This is a genomic window from Micromonospora sp. CA-111912 (genome assembly GCF_050948415.1).
Lineage (GTDB): Bacteria > Actinomycetota > Actinomycetes > Mycobacteriales > Micromonosporaceae > Micromonospora.
Map to the genome: position 1 here is coordinate 3,128,439 of NZ_CP192007.1, position 14,113 is coordinate 3,142,551.

The 14,113-nt window shown below is 70.1% G+C and carries 11 protein-coding genes; 7 read left to right on the forward strand and 4 right to left on the reverse strand.

The features are described from left to right. Window positions 1-2: 2 nt before the first annotated feature. The 3 genes from ACQPZO_RS12975 to ACQPZO_RS12985 all read left to right on the forward strand — a co-directional run bounded on the left by ACQPZO_RS12975 (window position 3) and on the right by ACQPZO_RS12985 (window position 2,581). Window positions 3-1,205 (forward strand): dipeptidase, encoded by a 1,203-nt coding sequence (locus tag ACQPZO_RS12975; protein WP_433350060.1) that lies wholly within the window; start codon window positions 3-5, stop codon window positions 1,203-1,205. An 88-nt stretch (window positions 1,206-1,293) separates the two neighbouring features. Further along, on the forward strand, window positions 1,294-2,037 hold the full coding sequence (locus ACQPZO_RS12980; protein WP_405109897.1) for a GntR family transcriptional regulator: 744 nt from the start codon (window positions 1,294-1,296) through the stop codon (window positions 2,035-2,037). 94 nt (window positions 2,038-2,131) lie between these two features. After that, window positions 2,132-2,581 carry a hypothetical protein gene (locus tag ACQPZO_RS12985; protein WP_433350062.1) on the forward strand — a complete coding sequence of 150 codons (450 nt, stop codon included), beginning with the start codon at window positions 2,132-2,134 and terminating at the stop codon, window positions 2,579-2,581. A gap of 128 nt (window positions 2,582-2,709) precedes the next feature. On the opposite strand, the gene ACQPZO_RS12990 is transcribed toward ACQPZO_RS12985, so the two are convergent. After that, window positions 2,710-4,356, reverse strand: a complete 1,647-nt coding sequence (locus ACQPZO_RS12990) for a DUF4127 family protein (RefSeq protein WP_433350065.1) — start codon at window positions 4,354-4,356, stop codon at window positions 2,710-2,712. 181 nt (window positions 4,357-4,537) lie between these two features. Then, the gene (locus ACQPZO_RS12995) at window positions 4,538-5,506 is read right to left on the reverse strand and encodes a LacI family DNA-binding transcriptional regulator (RefSeq protein ID WP_433350066.1); all 969 of its coding nucleotides are present in this window, start codon (window positions 5,504-5,506) and stop codon (window positions 4,538-4,540) included. 567 nt (window positions 5,507-6,073) lie between these two features. Between ACQPZO_RS12995 and ACQPZO_RS13000 the strand changes: the two genes are divergently transcribed. Next, the gene (locus ACQPZO_RS13000) at window positions 6,074-7,477 is read left to right on the forward strand and encodes a glycosyltransferase (protein WP_433350068.1); all 1,404 of its coding nucleotides are present in this window, start codon (window positions 6,074-6,076) and stop codon (window positions 7,475-7,477) included. Window positions 7,478-7,617: 140 nt separating this feature from the next. Here the strand turns inward: ACQPZO_RS13000 and ACQPZO_RS13005 are convergent, their stop codons facing one another. Beyond that, complete coding sequence (locus tag ACQPZO_RS13005; protein WP_433350070.1) at window positions 7,618-9,243, reverse strand: glycoside hydrolase family 43 protein; 1,626 nt, start codon at window positions 9,241-9,243, stop codon at window positions 7,618-7,620. 252 nt (window positions 9,244-9,495) lie between these two features. Here ACQPZO_RS13005 and ACQPZO_RS13010 point away from each other — a divergent pair, with 252 nt between their 5' ends. Continuing rightward, window positions 9,496-10,788: an extracellular solute-binding protein gene (locus ACQPZO_RS13010; RefSeq protein WP_433350072.1), complete on the forward strand. Its 1,293-nt coding sequence runs from the start codon at window positions 9,496-9,498 to the stop codon at window positions 10,786-10,788. 55 nt (window positions 10,789-10,843) lie between these two features. Beyond that, the gene (locus ACQPZO_RS13015; RefSeq protein ID WP_433350074.1) at window positions 10,844-11,848 is read left to right on the forward strand and encodes a carbohydrate ABC transporter permease; all 1,005 of its coding nucleotides are present in this window, start codon (window positions 10,844-10,846) and stop codon (window positions 11,846-11,848) included. A 119-nt stretch (window positions 11,849-11,967) separates the two neighbouring features. Here ACQPZO_RS13015 and ACQPZO_RS13020 read toward each other — a convergent pair whose 3' ends face one another. Further along, window positions 11,968-13,080: an RNA-guided endonuclease InsQ/TnpB family protein gene (locus tag ACQPZO_RS13020; RefSeq protein WP_433350076.1), complete on the reverse strand. Its 1,113-nt coding sequence runs from the start codon at window positions 13,078-13,080 to the stop codon at window positions 11,968-11,970. 102 nt (window positions 13,081-13,182) lie between these two features. On the opposite strand from ACQPZO_RS13020, the gene ACQPZO_RS13025 reads away from it, so the two are divergent. Continuing rightward, a complete protein-coding gene (locus tag ACQPZO_RS13025) occupies window positions 13,183-14,022 on the forward strand; it encodes a carbohydrate ABC transporter permease (protein ID WP_433350078.1) in 840 nt (279 codons plus the stop codon). Window positions 14,023-14,113: the final 91 nt, after the last annotated feature.

Genomic DNA, 14,113 nt, shown 5'->3' on the forward strand with positions numbered 1-14,113 from the left:
TCTTGCTGCAAGAACCCGCCCCCCGGTACCAGGGGCACAGGTCCTACTCGTACCTGGAGCCGCACTCGGACTACCGGGTGTTCGAGCTGGCGCGGGAAGTCGGCCGGGTGCCGGAGCACGACCTCGGCCTGACCGACGCCCAGCGCGAGCGGGTGACCCGGCTGCTGACCGAGCACGTCGCGATCTCCCTGCACGAGCACCCGGTGGTCCTGCCCGAGGACGTCCGCGAGCTGCGCACGTACAACCGCACCGCGCGCCAGCGCACCGGCTACGAGGGGCTGGCCCGTTCCGGCCTGACCGCGGTGTTCGACAACTTCATGGCCGGGGCCTCCTGCGTGACCAGTGAGAACGGCTGGAAGTGGAACGACCTCGTCTACGCCCTCGGGATGCGGATGAGTGACCTCTACAAGCAGGACCACGTCTTCCTGGCCACCTCGCTGGCCGACATCCACGCCGCCAAGCGGGACGGCCGGCTGGCGCTCGTCGCCGGCCTGGAGTGCGCCAGCCCGATCGAGAACGAGCTGGACCGGATCGACATCCTCTACGGCTTCGGCGTGCGCCAGCTCGGCATCGCCTACAGCCAGGCCAACATGCTCGGTGGCGGCCTCTCCGAGCGGCACGACGGCGGGCTGACCCACTTCGGTCGGCGCGCGGTGGACCGGATGAACAAGCTGGGCATCGCCATCGACATCTCGCACTCCGGCGACCAGACCTCGCTGGACGTGGTCGAGGCCAGCCGGGTGCCGGTGTTCATCACCCACGCCGGCGCCCGCTCGGTGTGGGACACCTCGCGGATGAAGCCGGACGAGGTGATCCGGGCCTGCGCCGAGCGCGGTGGCGTGATCGGCATCGAGGCGGCCCCGCACACCACCCTGTCGGCCGAGCACCCGCACCACTCGATCGAGTCGGTGATGGACCACTTCACGTACTGCGTGGAGCTGGTCGGCATCGACCATGTCACGTTCGGGCCGGACACCATGTTCGGTGACCACGTGGGGGTGCACAACACCTACGCCGCCAACTACGCGCACGACGCCGGCAACCGGCCGGAGCACCCCCGGGTGGAGTACGTGTCCGGGGTGGAGAATCCGGGCGAGGCGTTCGGCAGCATCGTCGGGTGGCTGGTCACCCACGGTTACTCCGACGACGAGATCGCCAAGGTGATCGGCGGCAACACCGTCCGGGTGCTCGAACAGGTCTGGTAGTGCCCCGCCGGCCGATTCATCGGGCGGGCACGGACGAACTAAACTCCGTAGGCCGCGGCCGGCGGCGGGGAGCGAAGAGGTGGGGCGGATGGTTCGGCGCGAGACCGCGCTACAGGCCGCGCACGGTCGGCTGCGTGAGCTGATCGGTAGCGAGTTCCGATCGGGCGACAAGCTGCCCAACGAGCGGGAACTGGCCGACCGGTTGGAGGTCAGCCGGGCCACCGTGCGTGAGGCGCTGGGTCAGCTCGCCGGCGAGGGGGTGGTGACCCGCACCTGGGGGATCGGCACCTTCGTGCACGACGGCGGCGAGCGGGTGCCCGTGTCGATCGGTGACGTGACCGCGCTGCGGGACCGGATCACCGCCTCGGGCCACCGGCCGACGCTTCAGGACGCGGCGGTCAGCCGGGCGAAGTGCCCGGCTGACTGCGCCCGGGTGCTCGGGTTGGAGCCGGGCTCGCCGGTGTGGCGGGTCGACCGGCTCTTCGCCGTGGACGGGGTCGCGGCTGCCTGGATCCGGGATCATCTGCCGCTGCGCTTCGCCGGCCGGGACCTCGACCCGTCCGGGCTGGTCAGCATCGACCTGGACATGTTCGAGTTCCTGGCCAGCGCGACCGGCATGCCGGTGCGGCGGGCGGAGATCGAACTCGCCGCCGTGCTCGCCGACGAGGAATCCACCGCCCGGCTCGGCGTGGCGCTCGGGCATCCGCTGGTCACCGCGACCCAGATCGGCTACGGGGTGGACGACGCGGCGCTGTTCCACGGTCACATCACGGTTCGCACCGACGTGTTGACCCTGCGCATCAGTCGGGGCGGGGAGCCCCAGCCCGCGTAGGTACCGCCGGGGCCGCCCGCTCCCGTGCGTCGTCCGCCGGGATCCGGCCGCAGCGGGGCCCACGTCAGGGTTCCCGGCGGCCTACCATGGCCGGGTGCGGGTGCGGGTGCGGGTGCGGGTGCGGATCGCGTTGGGTCTGGCCGTGGCCGGCGTCCTCGCCGGCCCGGTCGCCGTGCTCGGCGTCCACGTCCTCCATCCCCGGGACGAGGACGGGTACCTGGCCTACCTCAAGCAGTACGGCGACCCGAGCAACGACGCCCCGGTGCCGGTGCTGCCGCCCGAGGGCGACCTGATCGCCGAGGGCGACGCCGCCTGCTCCTGGATGCGTGAGCAACCGCACGCGCTCTGGCGGGCCGATTCGCAGTATTACTTCCAGGCCGTCTTCGAACGCTACCTGCGGCACGTCGCCGACCGCCCGCTGAGTTGGGGCGGCGCCGTCCCCGCGCACGGGTCGGTGACGGCCGCCGCGTGGGCGTACCTCTGTCCGGCCGATTGGGAGCTGCGTCAGCCCCGCCGCCGCCCCTTCGCGCCACCGCCGGACTGACCGGTCCGGCCGGACGAGCCTTGTCCCCGTACGCATGCGCGGCATCCGGAAGGTCTGGGTGCGTCGACCGAGGGCCGCCGGGCGGCCGGGGCCCGGCGTGGCATCCACGCCGGGCCCCGACACACGGGTTACCTGAAGCTGACAGTCGGCTCCAGCGTGACTTCGAACAGTCGGTCCCAGGGCAGGTCGATGCGGACGCTGTCCAGTGCGGACAGCTTGGCGGTGAAGGTTCGTGCGCCACGCCGGCCAAGAATGATCTGGTGGCCGGCGAAGTGCTCGGCGAAGTATCGCCGGGTGATCGGCTCGAGCCGTTCCCGTACCCAGCCGTCGAAGTAGGACTTCTGTTCCGCGGTGAGGCTCAGGGGGTTCCAGCCCTGGGCGCGGGCGTGCGCGTACGCCTCGGTCTGCACGATGTTCTTCCACGGGTCGTCCTTGACGAACCGGTAGAGCAGGTACGCCGCGTGCGCCCGGCCCGGCGCCGTCATCGCCGGCACGCCGAAGCCGGACGTCGAGCGGCGCAGGTATGCCCAACGCGCGGTGCCGTGCCCCAGCGCCAGCCCGAGCGCGTTGCCGCCGGTGTTCCAGCCGGAGTAGGACAGCAGCGCGGCCAGGTCGAGACCGGCTTCCATCCGCGCGACCAGTTCGTGGTCGGCCTTGTTGACGATCACGGGGTCTACGACGATGACCTGCGTGCCCGACGACACGAGCGCGTCGATCCGGGACACGAAGGCGTCGAGGTCGGCGCCCCGCTTTGCAGCTGTCGCCGACGGTGTGTTGACCGCGAGCACGATGTCGGCCTTGCCGTTGACCACGGTGCCGCCGACCGAGCGCACGTGTCGCCGGATGTTCTCGGCGAACGGGATACCCTCCAGCGCCGCGGTCCAGGTTTCGCCGGAGATGCCGGCGTACTCGATCCGGTAGGTGGGTGCCGTGCCGGCGGCGATCACCCGGGCTACCAGCAGAGCATCGACCTCGTCGGCGCCAGGGAAGATCTCCACACGGTCGGTGACGCCGAGTTCGGTGGCGAGCTGTTCCAGCGCCACCCGTTCGGCACGAGCCAGGCCGACCGGCGCGGTGTCGTCCTCGGACAACACGAGGTGGCTGATGGTGCCGTCGGCCACCCACTCGACCATCAGGCGGTTGATCTCGTGATTGCGGGCGCGTGCGGCCAGGTAGTCCGCGACGATCCCGTCCGGGATCGCGGCGCGGGCCTTGTCCAGCTGCGTCCGCAGCTGCTCCTGACCCAGGTTCTCCACCTGGTCGTACAGCTTGGCCCAGGTGACCAGCGCGGTGATGTAGGCGTCGAGTGGTGTGCCGGTCGAGGTGAGGGCCAGTCGCTGGATGGTGTCGTGGACCTCGATCACCGCGTTGGGCTGCGCGGCACGCAGGGCCCTGATCGAGGCGACGTTGGCGCGTGCCTGTTCCGGCGTCGGGGTGGCCGTCCGCGAGGCGACCAGGCCGCCGTACGCGAGCATGCTCACCGATATCACGTAGGCGTCGACGCGGAGGGTGCCGAGCCAGTCGGCGATGGCGGCGCCGTCGCCGGGTACGAAGAACCGGCCGAGCAGCTCGGCCGGAGGCAGCTGCAGCGTCACTCCGGCGCTGGCCGCGGTCATCACTGAGCAGTACGTGTTGACGGGCCGGTCGTCCAGGGGCACCAGGGCGATTCGGGCGGCACTGGCCTGCTGCTTGCCGGTGGTGGCGAGGGCGGGCGCACCGAGGGCCACGGCGGCAAGACCGCCGGCACCGGCGGCGAGGAGGGTACGTCTTCTCACGGGGCTTTCCTTTCCAGGGCGATGACCATCCCGGCGAGGGTGGCCGGGGCGGGCCGTTGGGTGACCCACGGGAGGGAGGTGACGGCGTTGCCGATTACCAGCGCCCCGGGTCCGTGCTACCTGCTTCCCTTCGTTCTCGTGCGTCGAACGGCTGGCGTGGCCGTTCGGTTCGTCGGGCGGATCAGATCTGCCGTGGACCGAGCGTCTGCCCTGGGACCAGGTCGCAGGGCAGCAGTCGCTGGTGGTCGTCGCTGGTGCCGTGCAGAACGTCGACCAGCACCTCGACCGACTGCCAGCCCATCTCGCGGCGGGGGATCCGCAGGCAGGTGAGGGGCGGTTCGAGCGTGCCCGGCCCGTCCTCCTCGCCGAGTCCGACCAGCGACAGGTCCTCGGGCACCCGTAGTCCGCACGCCAGCGCTGCCCAGTGCAGGGCCACCGCGTCTGCCGGAAGCTCACAGAACACGGCGGTGACGCCGGCCGCGAGGAGCGCCGCGAGGAGGTCCGCCGGGTCCCGGCCGGCGCTACGCTCGTGCAGCACATCCTGCGCCACCGCCCGCAGCCCGCCGAGCCGGTCGACTGCGGACTCGACGCCCTCGCCCGAGCCGGCGTACGCGATTCGGCGGTGCCCCAACGCGACGGCACGACGGGCAAGCTCGCTGGTGGCGCCGGCGTAGTCGGCGCCGACGCATGGCACCCGGGCCGGCGCGGTCCCGTCGATGTCGACGTCGTCGCGCCGGCCGACCGAGACGAAGGCGTGCCCTTCCCGGACCAGTCGGGTCAGCTCCTCCCGCGGGGTCTCGCGTCCCAGCAGGACACAGCCGTCGGCCAGGCGGAGCCGGTTGTTCTCGTGGAAGATACGTCGGGTGCCGTCGGTGACCGGCGCGCTGGTGAACAGCAGCAGGTCGCAGCCGAGGCTTTCGGCGCATGCCTCGATGCCCTGTAGGAACGGGTGGTAGAAGTCGGCGCTGCCGGCCGGGAAGACCGGCTCGTAGGTGAAGATTCCGAGGATCTGGTTGTGCTGCCGCAGCAGGCTGCGTGCCAGCGGGTCGGCGACGTAACCCGTCTCCCGGATCACTTTGAGCACCCGCTCGCGCGTCGCCGGCGCGATGCGCGATGCCGCCTCGGAGTTGTTGGTCAGAACGAGCGACACGGTCGTCTGGCTCACTCCCGCGCTACGGGCAATGTCACGCTGAGTGATTCTTCCGCCGTGATTCGTCGGCGCTCCCGCCATGCCGGGTCCCATCACTAATTCGTATTGCCGGGATGCACTTGGCGAGGAGTTTGCCGAGGTAGGCCGCAGTTCGTCAAGAGGTTTTGCGCCAGCAATACGTATTGCTGGCGCTCGGAGCCGAGGCTGTTGGCGCTCCGTCACCCTTCGACAACCCGGCGCTCGAGACTCGAAGCCTCGTCGCCGTGTGTGACGACAGTCGGTCTGGCGACGTCGGCATTGCCTCCTGGGGCACAGCCGTGCCCGGTGGGGGCCGCGCAGATCCGGTCTTGATGGTCTGGCCGAAGTTCAACAATGTTCCCGCCCACAAGCCGCCGGTGCGGTGGGCGGCGGCCCGCACCACTATCCCGTGGCCTCGATATAGCTGCATCCGAATGCAGCGATGTTAGGGTTCGGAAGGCCGTTGAGTGGCAATCTCTCAGCCCGCCGCCGCACGACGTTCTCGGGGGTGGGACGGCGAGGTCGGGCAGGATGGATGGGACGGTGTTCATGACCGGAGACGAGTGCGACAGAGCGGTGCTGGTATTCACGTACAACAGCGCCGGTCTGTTCAACCCGTTGCTCAGTATCGTGGGTGAGTTGAAGGCCCGAGGTATCAAGAAGGTCTGGTTCGCGTCGACCGAGGACCGCCGGGCGGACGTCGAGGCGCTCTCCGGCCCGGGTGAGGTCACTTTCGTCTCGCTCGGCGAGGCCCTCCCGCAGTCGTCACCGGAGACCTGGGACGACGCGACATATCAGGCCCTGACCAGCGGCGACCGGGCGGTCAGGTTCGTTCGGTACATCGACGTCTGCACCGATTACGACCACATACAGCGGCTCTATCTGCGCTGCCTGGAGGTCATCGACGACGTCGGGCCGGCGTTGGCCGTGGTGGACAGCCAGGCGAGTTGGGCGATGGACGCGGCGCAGACCCGGCAGGTGCCCTTCATGGTGAGCATCTCGACGCCGCCGTCCAATTTCCTCCAGGAGCTGTTGCCACCCCGTTATCCCGCCCCGTTCTCCGGGCTGCCGCAGCGGATGACGCCCCAGCAGCAGGCGGCCAACGCCAGCTTCCGGGGCAGGATGGTGCGGGCGTTCGTGGAGCCGGACCGGCTACGGCGGAACATCGTCGCCATGGCCCATCGCAAGGAAGCCGGTCTGCGTAATCCGGAGATGCGACCGGCGCACTACCTCGGGGATGCCGTGGCGCTCATGTCGTACACGGTCTTCGGCTTCGAGTACCCGTTCGAGACCGCTCCGGCGACCCTGCGGATGCTCGGTCCGGTGGTGCCCAGGGAGTTGCCGCCGGTCGGGCAGGACGACGGACTGAACCGCTGGCTGGACGACCATCCCTCAGTGGTCTACGTCGGGTTCGGCACCATCATGCGACCGTCCGAGGCGCAGGTGCGGGCGGTCGTCGAGGTCGCGGAGCGGCTCGGGCCGGAGCACGCCGTGCTCTGGAAGCTGTCCGCGGACCACCAGCGCCTCCTCCCGTCCGCGGCACGGCTGCCGGGCAACCTTCGGGTGGAGGAGTGGCTGCCCTCCCAGCTTCGGGTGCTGGCCCACCCGCACGTGCGGGTCTTCTTCAACCACGGTGCCGCCAACGCCATCCACGAGGCCATCTACTTCGCCACACCACAGCTGATGATGCCGTTCTGGCTGGACTGTCCCGATGGCGCGGTGCGCGCGGTCGACAGCGGTTTCGCGCTGGCCGTCGAGCTGACCGACCCCCTGGACGTCGAGGACATCCTCGCCAAGCTCAGGAGACTGCTGAGCGAGGACTCGTTCCGGGAACGGGCGGAGCTGTTCAGCCAGCGGATGCGGCAGGCCGGTGGGGTCACCGTCGCCGCCGACCTCGTGCTGCGGCACCGCGACGAGGCGGCCCACCGTGCAGCCCCGGCGGCGGTCGGCTGAGCCTCGGCTCGTACCCGCACCGGAGCCGCCGCCCGGCGGTCGTCGGCTGCGCGTCGCCCGGTCCCGGTCACCCGGGGCCCGCGCCGATGCGGCAGCCGCGAAGGGTGGTCCCTTCCGCGGTCGGCGACCCGGGCCGCCGGTCAGTCCTCCCGGTAGGTGGCCAGGTCGAAGTCGGCGTAGCCGCCGTCCCCGCCGAGATCCTGCACCCACAGGCCGAGGAACGCCCCGGTGAAACCCCAGGCCGCCGGCTCCCCGTCGATGATCAGCGCGGCGTGTTCGTCGGACAGGATCGTCGCGTCGAGGTCCACCGGTAGCTGTTGCCAGCCGGTGCCGAGGTCGTAGCAGAAGCGCACGACGGGCCCGTCGAACACCGCCCGCAGCCCGACCCGGGCGACGCCGGTGGCGTCGACCGTCAGCCCGGGGTACGGGGTGCGCCGCCCGCTGTCGGAGCTGAGCAGCTCCAGCACGGTCCGGCCGTCGTCGGCGCGGGTCAGGTAGAGGTGGTGCCAGTTGAGGGTGTTGTAGTAGGCGGTGATCCCGGCCAGCTGGCGGTGGTCGAGCGGGTCGAACTCGACCACGGTCTCCAGGGAGCACCGCGCCGCGCCGACGCGTCGCGCGACCAGGCTGGGGGTCTGCCGGCCCACCGGCGACTGCCCGCCGTGGATCCGCAGGTGGGACGGGCGGGTCCGTAGGTCCACCCAGTCCGCGGTGGCGGGCCGGCGCAACGTCGACCATCCCGGGTGGAGCTGCGCGGCGGCGAAGTGGTCGGTGGCGGGATCGGCCGGCCACGGGTGCGCGGGCAGATCGGGCGCCGGGACCTCGTCCGCCGGCACGCCCCCGGGTACGCGGGGCCAGCCCCCCGGGGCCCACTCGACCCGCTGGATCGCGGTCTCCCGGCCCAGCACGCAGTTGCCCAGCGGGGTGTAGGGGCGACCGACCAGGTGGGCCAGGTACCAGTCGCCGTGCCTGGTGCGGACCAGGCTGCCGTGGCCGGCCTTCTGCAACCGCAGGTCGGGCCGGCCCACGGAGGTCAGCAACGGCCCGGCCGGGTCCACCTCGTACGGCCCGAACAGCTCGCGGGACCGGGCCACCGTGACCTGGTGCTCCCAGCTCGTGCCCCCCTCGGCGGTGACCAGCCAGTACCAGCCGTCGTGGCGGTACAGGTGCGGGCCCTCGGTGAGCCCGACCGAGGTGCCGGTGAACAGCAGGCGGGGCCGGCCGACGAGGCGCCGCGCGGCCCGGTCGTAGCGCTGGATCTCGATGCCGGCGAAGCGGTCGCGCCCGGGTCGCCAGTCCGCGCTCATGCTCAGCAGCCAGCTGGAGCCGTCGTCGTCGTGGAACAGCGAGGCGTCGAAGCCGCGCCCGTGCAGCGCCACCGGATCCGACCAGGGGCCCGCGATGTCGGGGGCGGTGACCAGGTAGTTCTGCGGGTCCCAGTAGCCGCTGGCGAAGCTGGCCACGTCGCTGTACACGAGGAGGAACTCGCCGTCGTGGTGGGACAGGTCGGGCGCCCACACCCCGTTGGAGTCGCCGCAGCCGCGCAGGTCGAGCAGGCGGCGCTCGGTGATGATCCCGCCCAGTGCCCGCCAGTGCACGAGGTCCCGGGAGTGGTGCACGCGGACCCCGGGATACCACTCGAACGTCGAGGTGGCCAGGTAGTAGTCGTCGTCGACCCGCAGGATCGACGGGTCCGGGTGGAACCCGGCGAGGACGGGGTTGCGGATCGACCGGGCAGCGGTCGCCACGTCAGCGGTCTCGGTCGACACGTCGGCTCCTCTGGTGCGGCTCTCGGCAAACTTCCGGATGTTTCGACCCGGAGTCTCGGTGGATGCCGACCACGGTAGCCGTTTGTGTCGCCATAGGACAGACCCCTTGACCCGGGTGGAAGCTACGTCGTAGCGTGCCGGCCATCGATCGGTAATACCGGTCGAAGCACCGAAAGTTCCGGAGATCCGCGCTCGATGCCTGCCGGCTGGATCGGCATCCGAGCACCTCGTGAGTCCCCGAAGGGATGGACCATGACCGCGCACCTCTCCCGCAGAACGCTGCTCGGCCTCGTCGGCGCCGGTGCCGGCACCTATCTGCTCACCGGCTGCGGCGACGGGGAGTCCGGCGACCCGGACGCTCCGCAGGCCGTCAACTGGTGGCACATCCAGAACACCGAGCCGATGCTGCCGGTGTGGGCGGCGATGGCCCAGGAGTACCACGGCGCACACCCCAACGTCACCGTCGAGGTCCAGCCGCTGGAGAACGAGGCGTTCAAGGCCAAGCTGACCACCGCCACCCAGGCCGGTTCCCCGCCCGACCTGTTCCAGTCCTGGGGCGGCGGCGTGCTCAAGCAGCAGGTGGACGCGGGCCTGGTCAAGGATCTCACCGACGACGTGCGGCCCTGGATCGGCGGCCTGCTGCCCGCCGCCGTGCAGCCGTTCACCGTCGACGGCAAGATCTACGGCGTCCCGTTCGACGTCGGCATGGTCGGCTTTTGGTACAACAAGGACCTCTTCGCCGCCGCGGGCGTCACCGCCGCACCCACCACCTGGGCCGGGATCCTCGACGCGGTCCGCAGGCTCAAGGCCGCCGGGACCGTTCCGATCGCGCTGGCCGGCAAGGAGAAGTGGCCGGCCCACTACTACTGGGCGTACCTGGCGATGCGCATCGGCGGGCTCGGCGCCCTGCAACAGGCCGCCAAGGACAACAACTTCGACACCCCCGACTTCGTCGCCGCCGGCGACCGGCTCAAGGAACTGGTCGACCTGCAACCGTTCCAGAAGGGCTTCCTCGGCGCGGACTACAGCTCACCGGACGGGCAGGCCGCCACCATGGGCAACGGTCGCGCGGCCATGGAACTGATGGGCCAGTGGGCCCCGTCGGTGCAGGCCTCGGCCTCCACCGGCAAGAAGGGCCTTGGCGACAAGCTCGGCTTCTTCCCGTTCCCCGCCGTCGACGGCGGCAAGGGCTCCGCCTCGGAGGCGTTCGGCGGCGGCAACGGCTTCGCCGTCGGCAAGGACGCCCCCGCCGCGACCGTCGACTTCCTCAAGACCCTGCTCAGCACCGACAACCAGCGCAGGGCCGCCAGGACCGGCGCGGTGCTGCCGACGGTCAGGGACGCCACCGACGCCATCTCCGACCCCAACAACAAGGTCGTCGCGGCGAGCCTGGCCAGCGCCACCGGCTTCCAGCTCTACCTCGACCAGGCGTACCCGCCCGCAGTCGGCCAGCAGGTCAACGACAGCGTCGCCGAGTTGATCGCCGGCGCCAAGACGCCCGCGCAGATCGTCAAGGACATCACCACGGTGGCGAAGAGCCAGTAGGCATGGCCACCACCCACCGACCTGTCGCCGGTTGCGAGAACGGAGTGGAGCAGGCATGACCAGGCCATCGACCGTGTCGCACAGGTGGCACGGCGGCAGGGCGACCGACCCGTCGGCACCGGCACCGGGGCCGGGTGCCGCGCGGCGGCGCGGTCGCCGGCCCCGGCCGGGCCACCGGGGCGTCCTCGCCGCCTTCCTGACCCCGTCCCTGGTGCTCTTCCTGCTGCTGGTCATCGCCCCGATCGTGGTGGCCAGCTACGCCAGCCTGTACAAGTGGAACGGCTTCGGGCTGCCGGAGAACTACGTCGGGCTGGACAACTACACCCGCGCCTTCGGCGACCCGACCTTCCGCGGTGACCTGTGGCGCGGACTCGTGCTGATCGTGCTGTCCCTGGTGGTCCAGCTGCCCGCTGCGCTGGGCCTGGCCATGCTCCTCAACCAGCCGTTGCGGGGTCGCGGCGTCTACCGGCTGGTCTTCTTCGCCCCGTACGTGCTCTCCGAGGTCACCACCGCGGTCCTGTTCACCCTGGTCTTCTCGCCCAACCGGGGGCTGGGCGAGGCGATCTCGCGGTGGCTGGGCGCCGACGCCGGGGCGGTCTTCGCCGACCCGGACACCGTGCTGGTCGCCGTCTTCATGGTCGTCTCCTGGAAGTACTTCGGCCTGTACATGATGCTCTTCCTGGCCGCCCGGCAGGGCATCCCCAAGGAACTGTTAGAGGCGGCCACCACCGACGGCGCCAGCTCCTGGCAGGCCTTCCGGTACGTCACCCTGCCCCTGCTCGGACCGACGATCCGGATCAGCGTGTTCCTGTCGGTCATCGGCACCATCCAGCTGTTCGACATGGTCTGGGTGCTCACCGGCGGCGGCCCGATCCACTCCTCGGAGACCATGGCCGTGACGATGTACCAGTACGGCTTCCGCCGCTTCGAGGTCGGCTACGCCAGCGCGATCAGCATCGTCATGTTCGTCCTGAGTCTCGTCTTCGCCCTCTTCTACCAGCGCGTCGTCATGCGCCGCGACACCGAGGGCGCGATCACCACGCAAGGAGTCCAGCGTTGACATCCTCCACCGCCCTGAAGGGCGGGGATTCCCTCGGTCACCCGAGGGGGTTCCTGCTTCGCTGGGCCGCGCCTTCACCGCCTACACGGTTCGGGTCTTACCAGCCCTCCACAGGCGTTTCAGCTCTCCACCAGCCCGGCGGCGAGAATGTTCCTGGCTGCGTTCACATCCCGGTCATGCGTCACACCGCACCGGCAGGTCCACTCACGGACAGCCAGCGGCATGGACTCGGTGAGCACACCGCACACCGAGCACAGCTTCGACGACGGGAACCAGCGGTCAACCGTGACCAGTCCACGGCCGTACCACTGGGCTTTGTACTCCAGCATGCCCCGCAGTTCGGACCATGCCGCGTCGGAGATGGCGCGGGCCAACGAATGGTTACGGAGCATGTTCCGCACGCTGAGGTCTTCGATCACGACCGTTTGGTTCTCGCGGACGAGTCGAGTCGACAGCTTGTGCAGGTGGTCCCGCCGCCGGTCGGCGATACGTGCATGAATCCGGGCCACCTCCACGCGGGCTTTGGCGCGGTTCTGGGAGCCTTTGGCCTTGCGGGACAGTTCCCGCTGTGCCTTGGCCAGTTTGCGCCGGTCGGCGCGCTCATGGCGCGGGTTGGTGACTTTCTCTCCGGTGGACAGGGTGACGAGGGAGGCGATCCCCGCGTCCACCCCCACCGCGGTGTTGGTGGGCGGCAGCGGCTGGACGGTCGGATCTTCGACCAGCAGGGACACGAACCAGCGACCGGCGGCGTCACGAGACACGGTGACCGTGGACGGCTCCGCACCCTCAGGCAGCGGTCGAGACCACACCATGTTCAGCGGGTCGACCTGCTTGGCCAACGTGAGCTGCCCGTCCCGCCAGCGGAACGCCGACCGGGTGTACTCCGCCGACGCCCGGGACCTGCGCTTCGATTTGAAACGCGGGTAGCGGGACCGCTTGGCGAAGAACGCCGCGTAGGCGGCCTGCAGATGCCGCAGGGTTTGTTGCAGCGGAACGCTGGACACCTCACCAAGGAAGGCCAAATCTTCGGTCTTCTTCCATTCGGTGAGCGCCGCCGACGATTCCGCATAGGTCATGGACCGTTTTTCGGTGGCGTAAACGAGGGTGCGTTCGTCAAGTGCTTTGTTGTAGACGAGGCGAACGCATCCAAAGGTGCGGTTCAACTGGTCGGCCTGTTCGGGGGTCGGGTAGAAGCGGTACTTGTATGCCCGCTTCACCACCCCACCAGCCATATTCACATCCTATCAGTCCATTGTGTGCGCCCCAATTTTGAGAGGGGGAAGCGGCGTTTCCTCCCGGCCCTGAACGGCCGGGTTTCCACGCCGCGACTTCTGATGACCGGCCCTGCGAACCCGGCCCTGCGGGCCCGCCGCCTCGTGCTGCACCTCGTCTGCGTCGCCGTCGGCGCGCTCATCGTCGTACCGGTCTGGTTCGGGGTGCTCGGCGGGTTCAAGGACAACGGGCAGCTCTCCACCAACCCGCTCGGCTGGCCCGACCCCTGGGTGACCGGGAACTACACCGGCATCCTCGCCTCCGGCGTGTTCTGGCGACAGCTCGGCAACAGTGTCCTCATCGCCGTGACCAGCGCCCTCGTCGTCGTCGGCGCGGCGGCGATGGCCTCGTTCGTCTTCGCGCGCTTCGCCTTCCGGGGCCGGGAACTGCTGTTCACCCTGTTCGCGGTCGGGCTGATGTTCCCGTTCGCGGTGGCCATCCTGCCGCTGTTCGTCCTGCTGCGCGGCCTGGGCCTGCTGGACAACCCGCTCGGGGTGATCCTGCCCCAGGCCGCGTTCGGGCTGCCGGTCACCATCATCATCCTGCGCCAGTTCTTCCGCACCATCCCCGGCGAGGTCGAGGAGGCCGCGATCCTCGACGGGTGCACCCCCTTCGGGTTCTTCTGGCGGATCCTGTTGCCGATGGCCCGGCCCGCCCTGGCCACCGTGTCGGTGCTGGCCATCGTGACCAGTTGGAACAACTTCATGCTTCCGCTGGTCGTGTTCACCGACCAGAGCTGGTGGACCCTTCCCGTCGGGGTCCAGGCCTTCCAGGGCCAGTACGCCGACGACACCGCCCAGGTGCTCGCGTACGTGGTGCTGTCCATGCTGCCGGCGCTGGGTTTCTACGCCGTGGCCGAACGCCAGCTCATCGGCGGCCTGGCCGGCAGCGTGAAGGGGTGAGGCGCACCCGCTGCGGTAGCCTTCTGCGACCGTAGGCTCCCCACCAAGGCGAAAGGGCGGACCGTGGGCCCCGACAACAGCCGGAACGTCA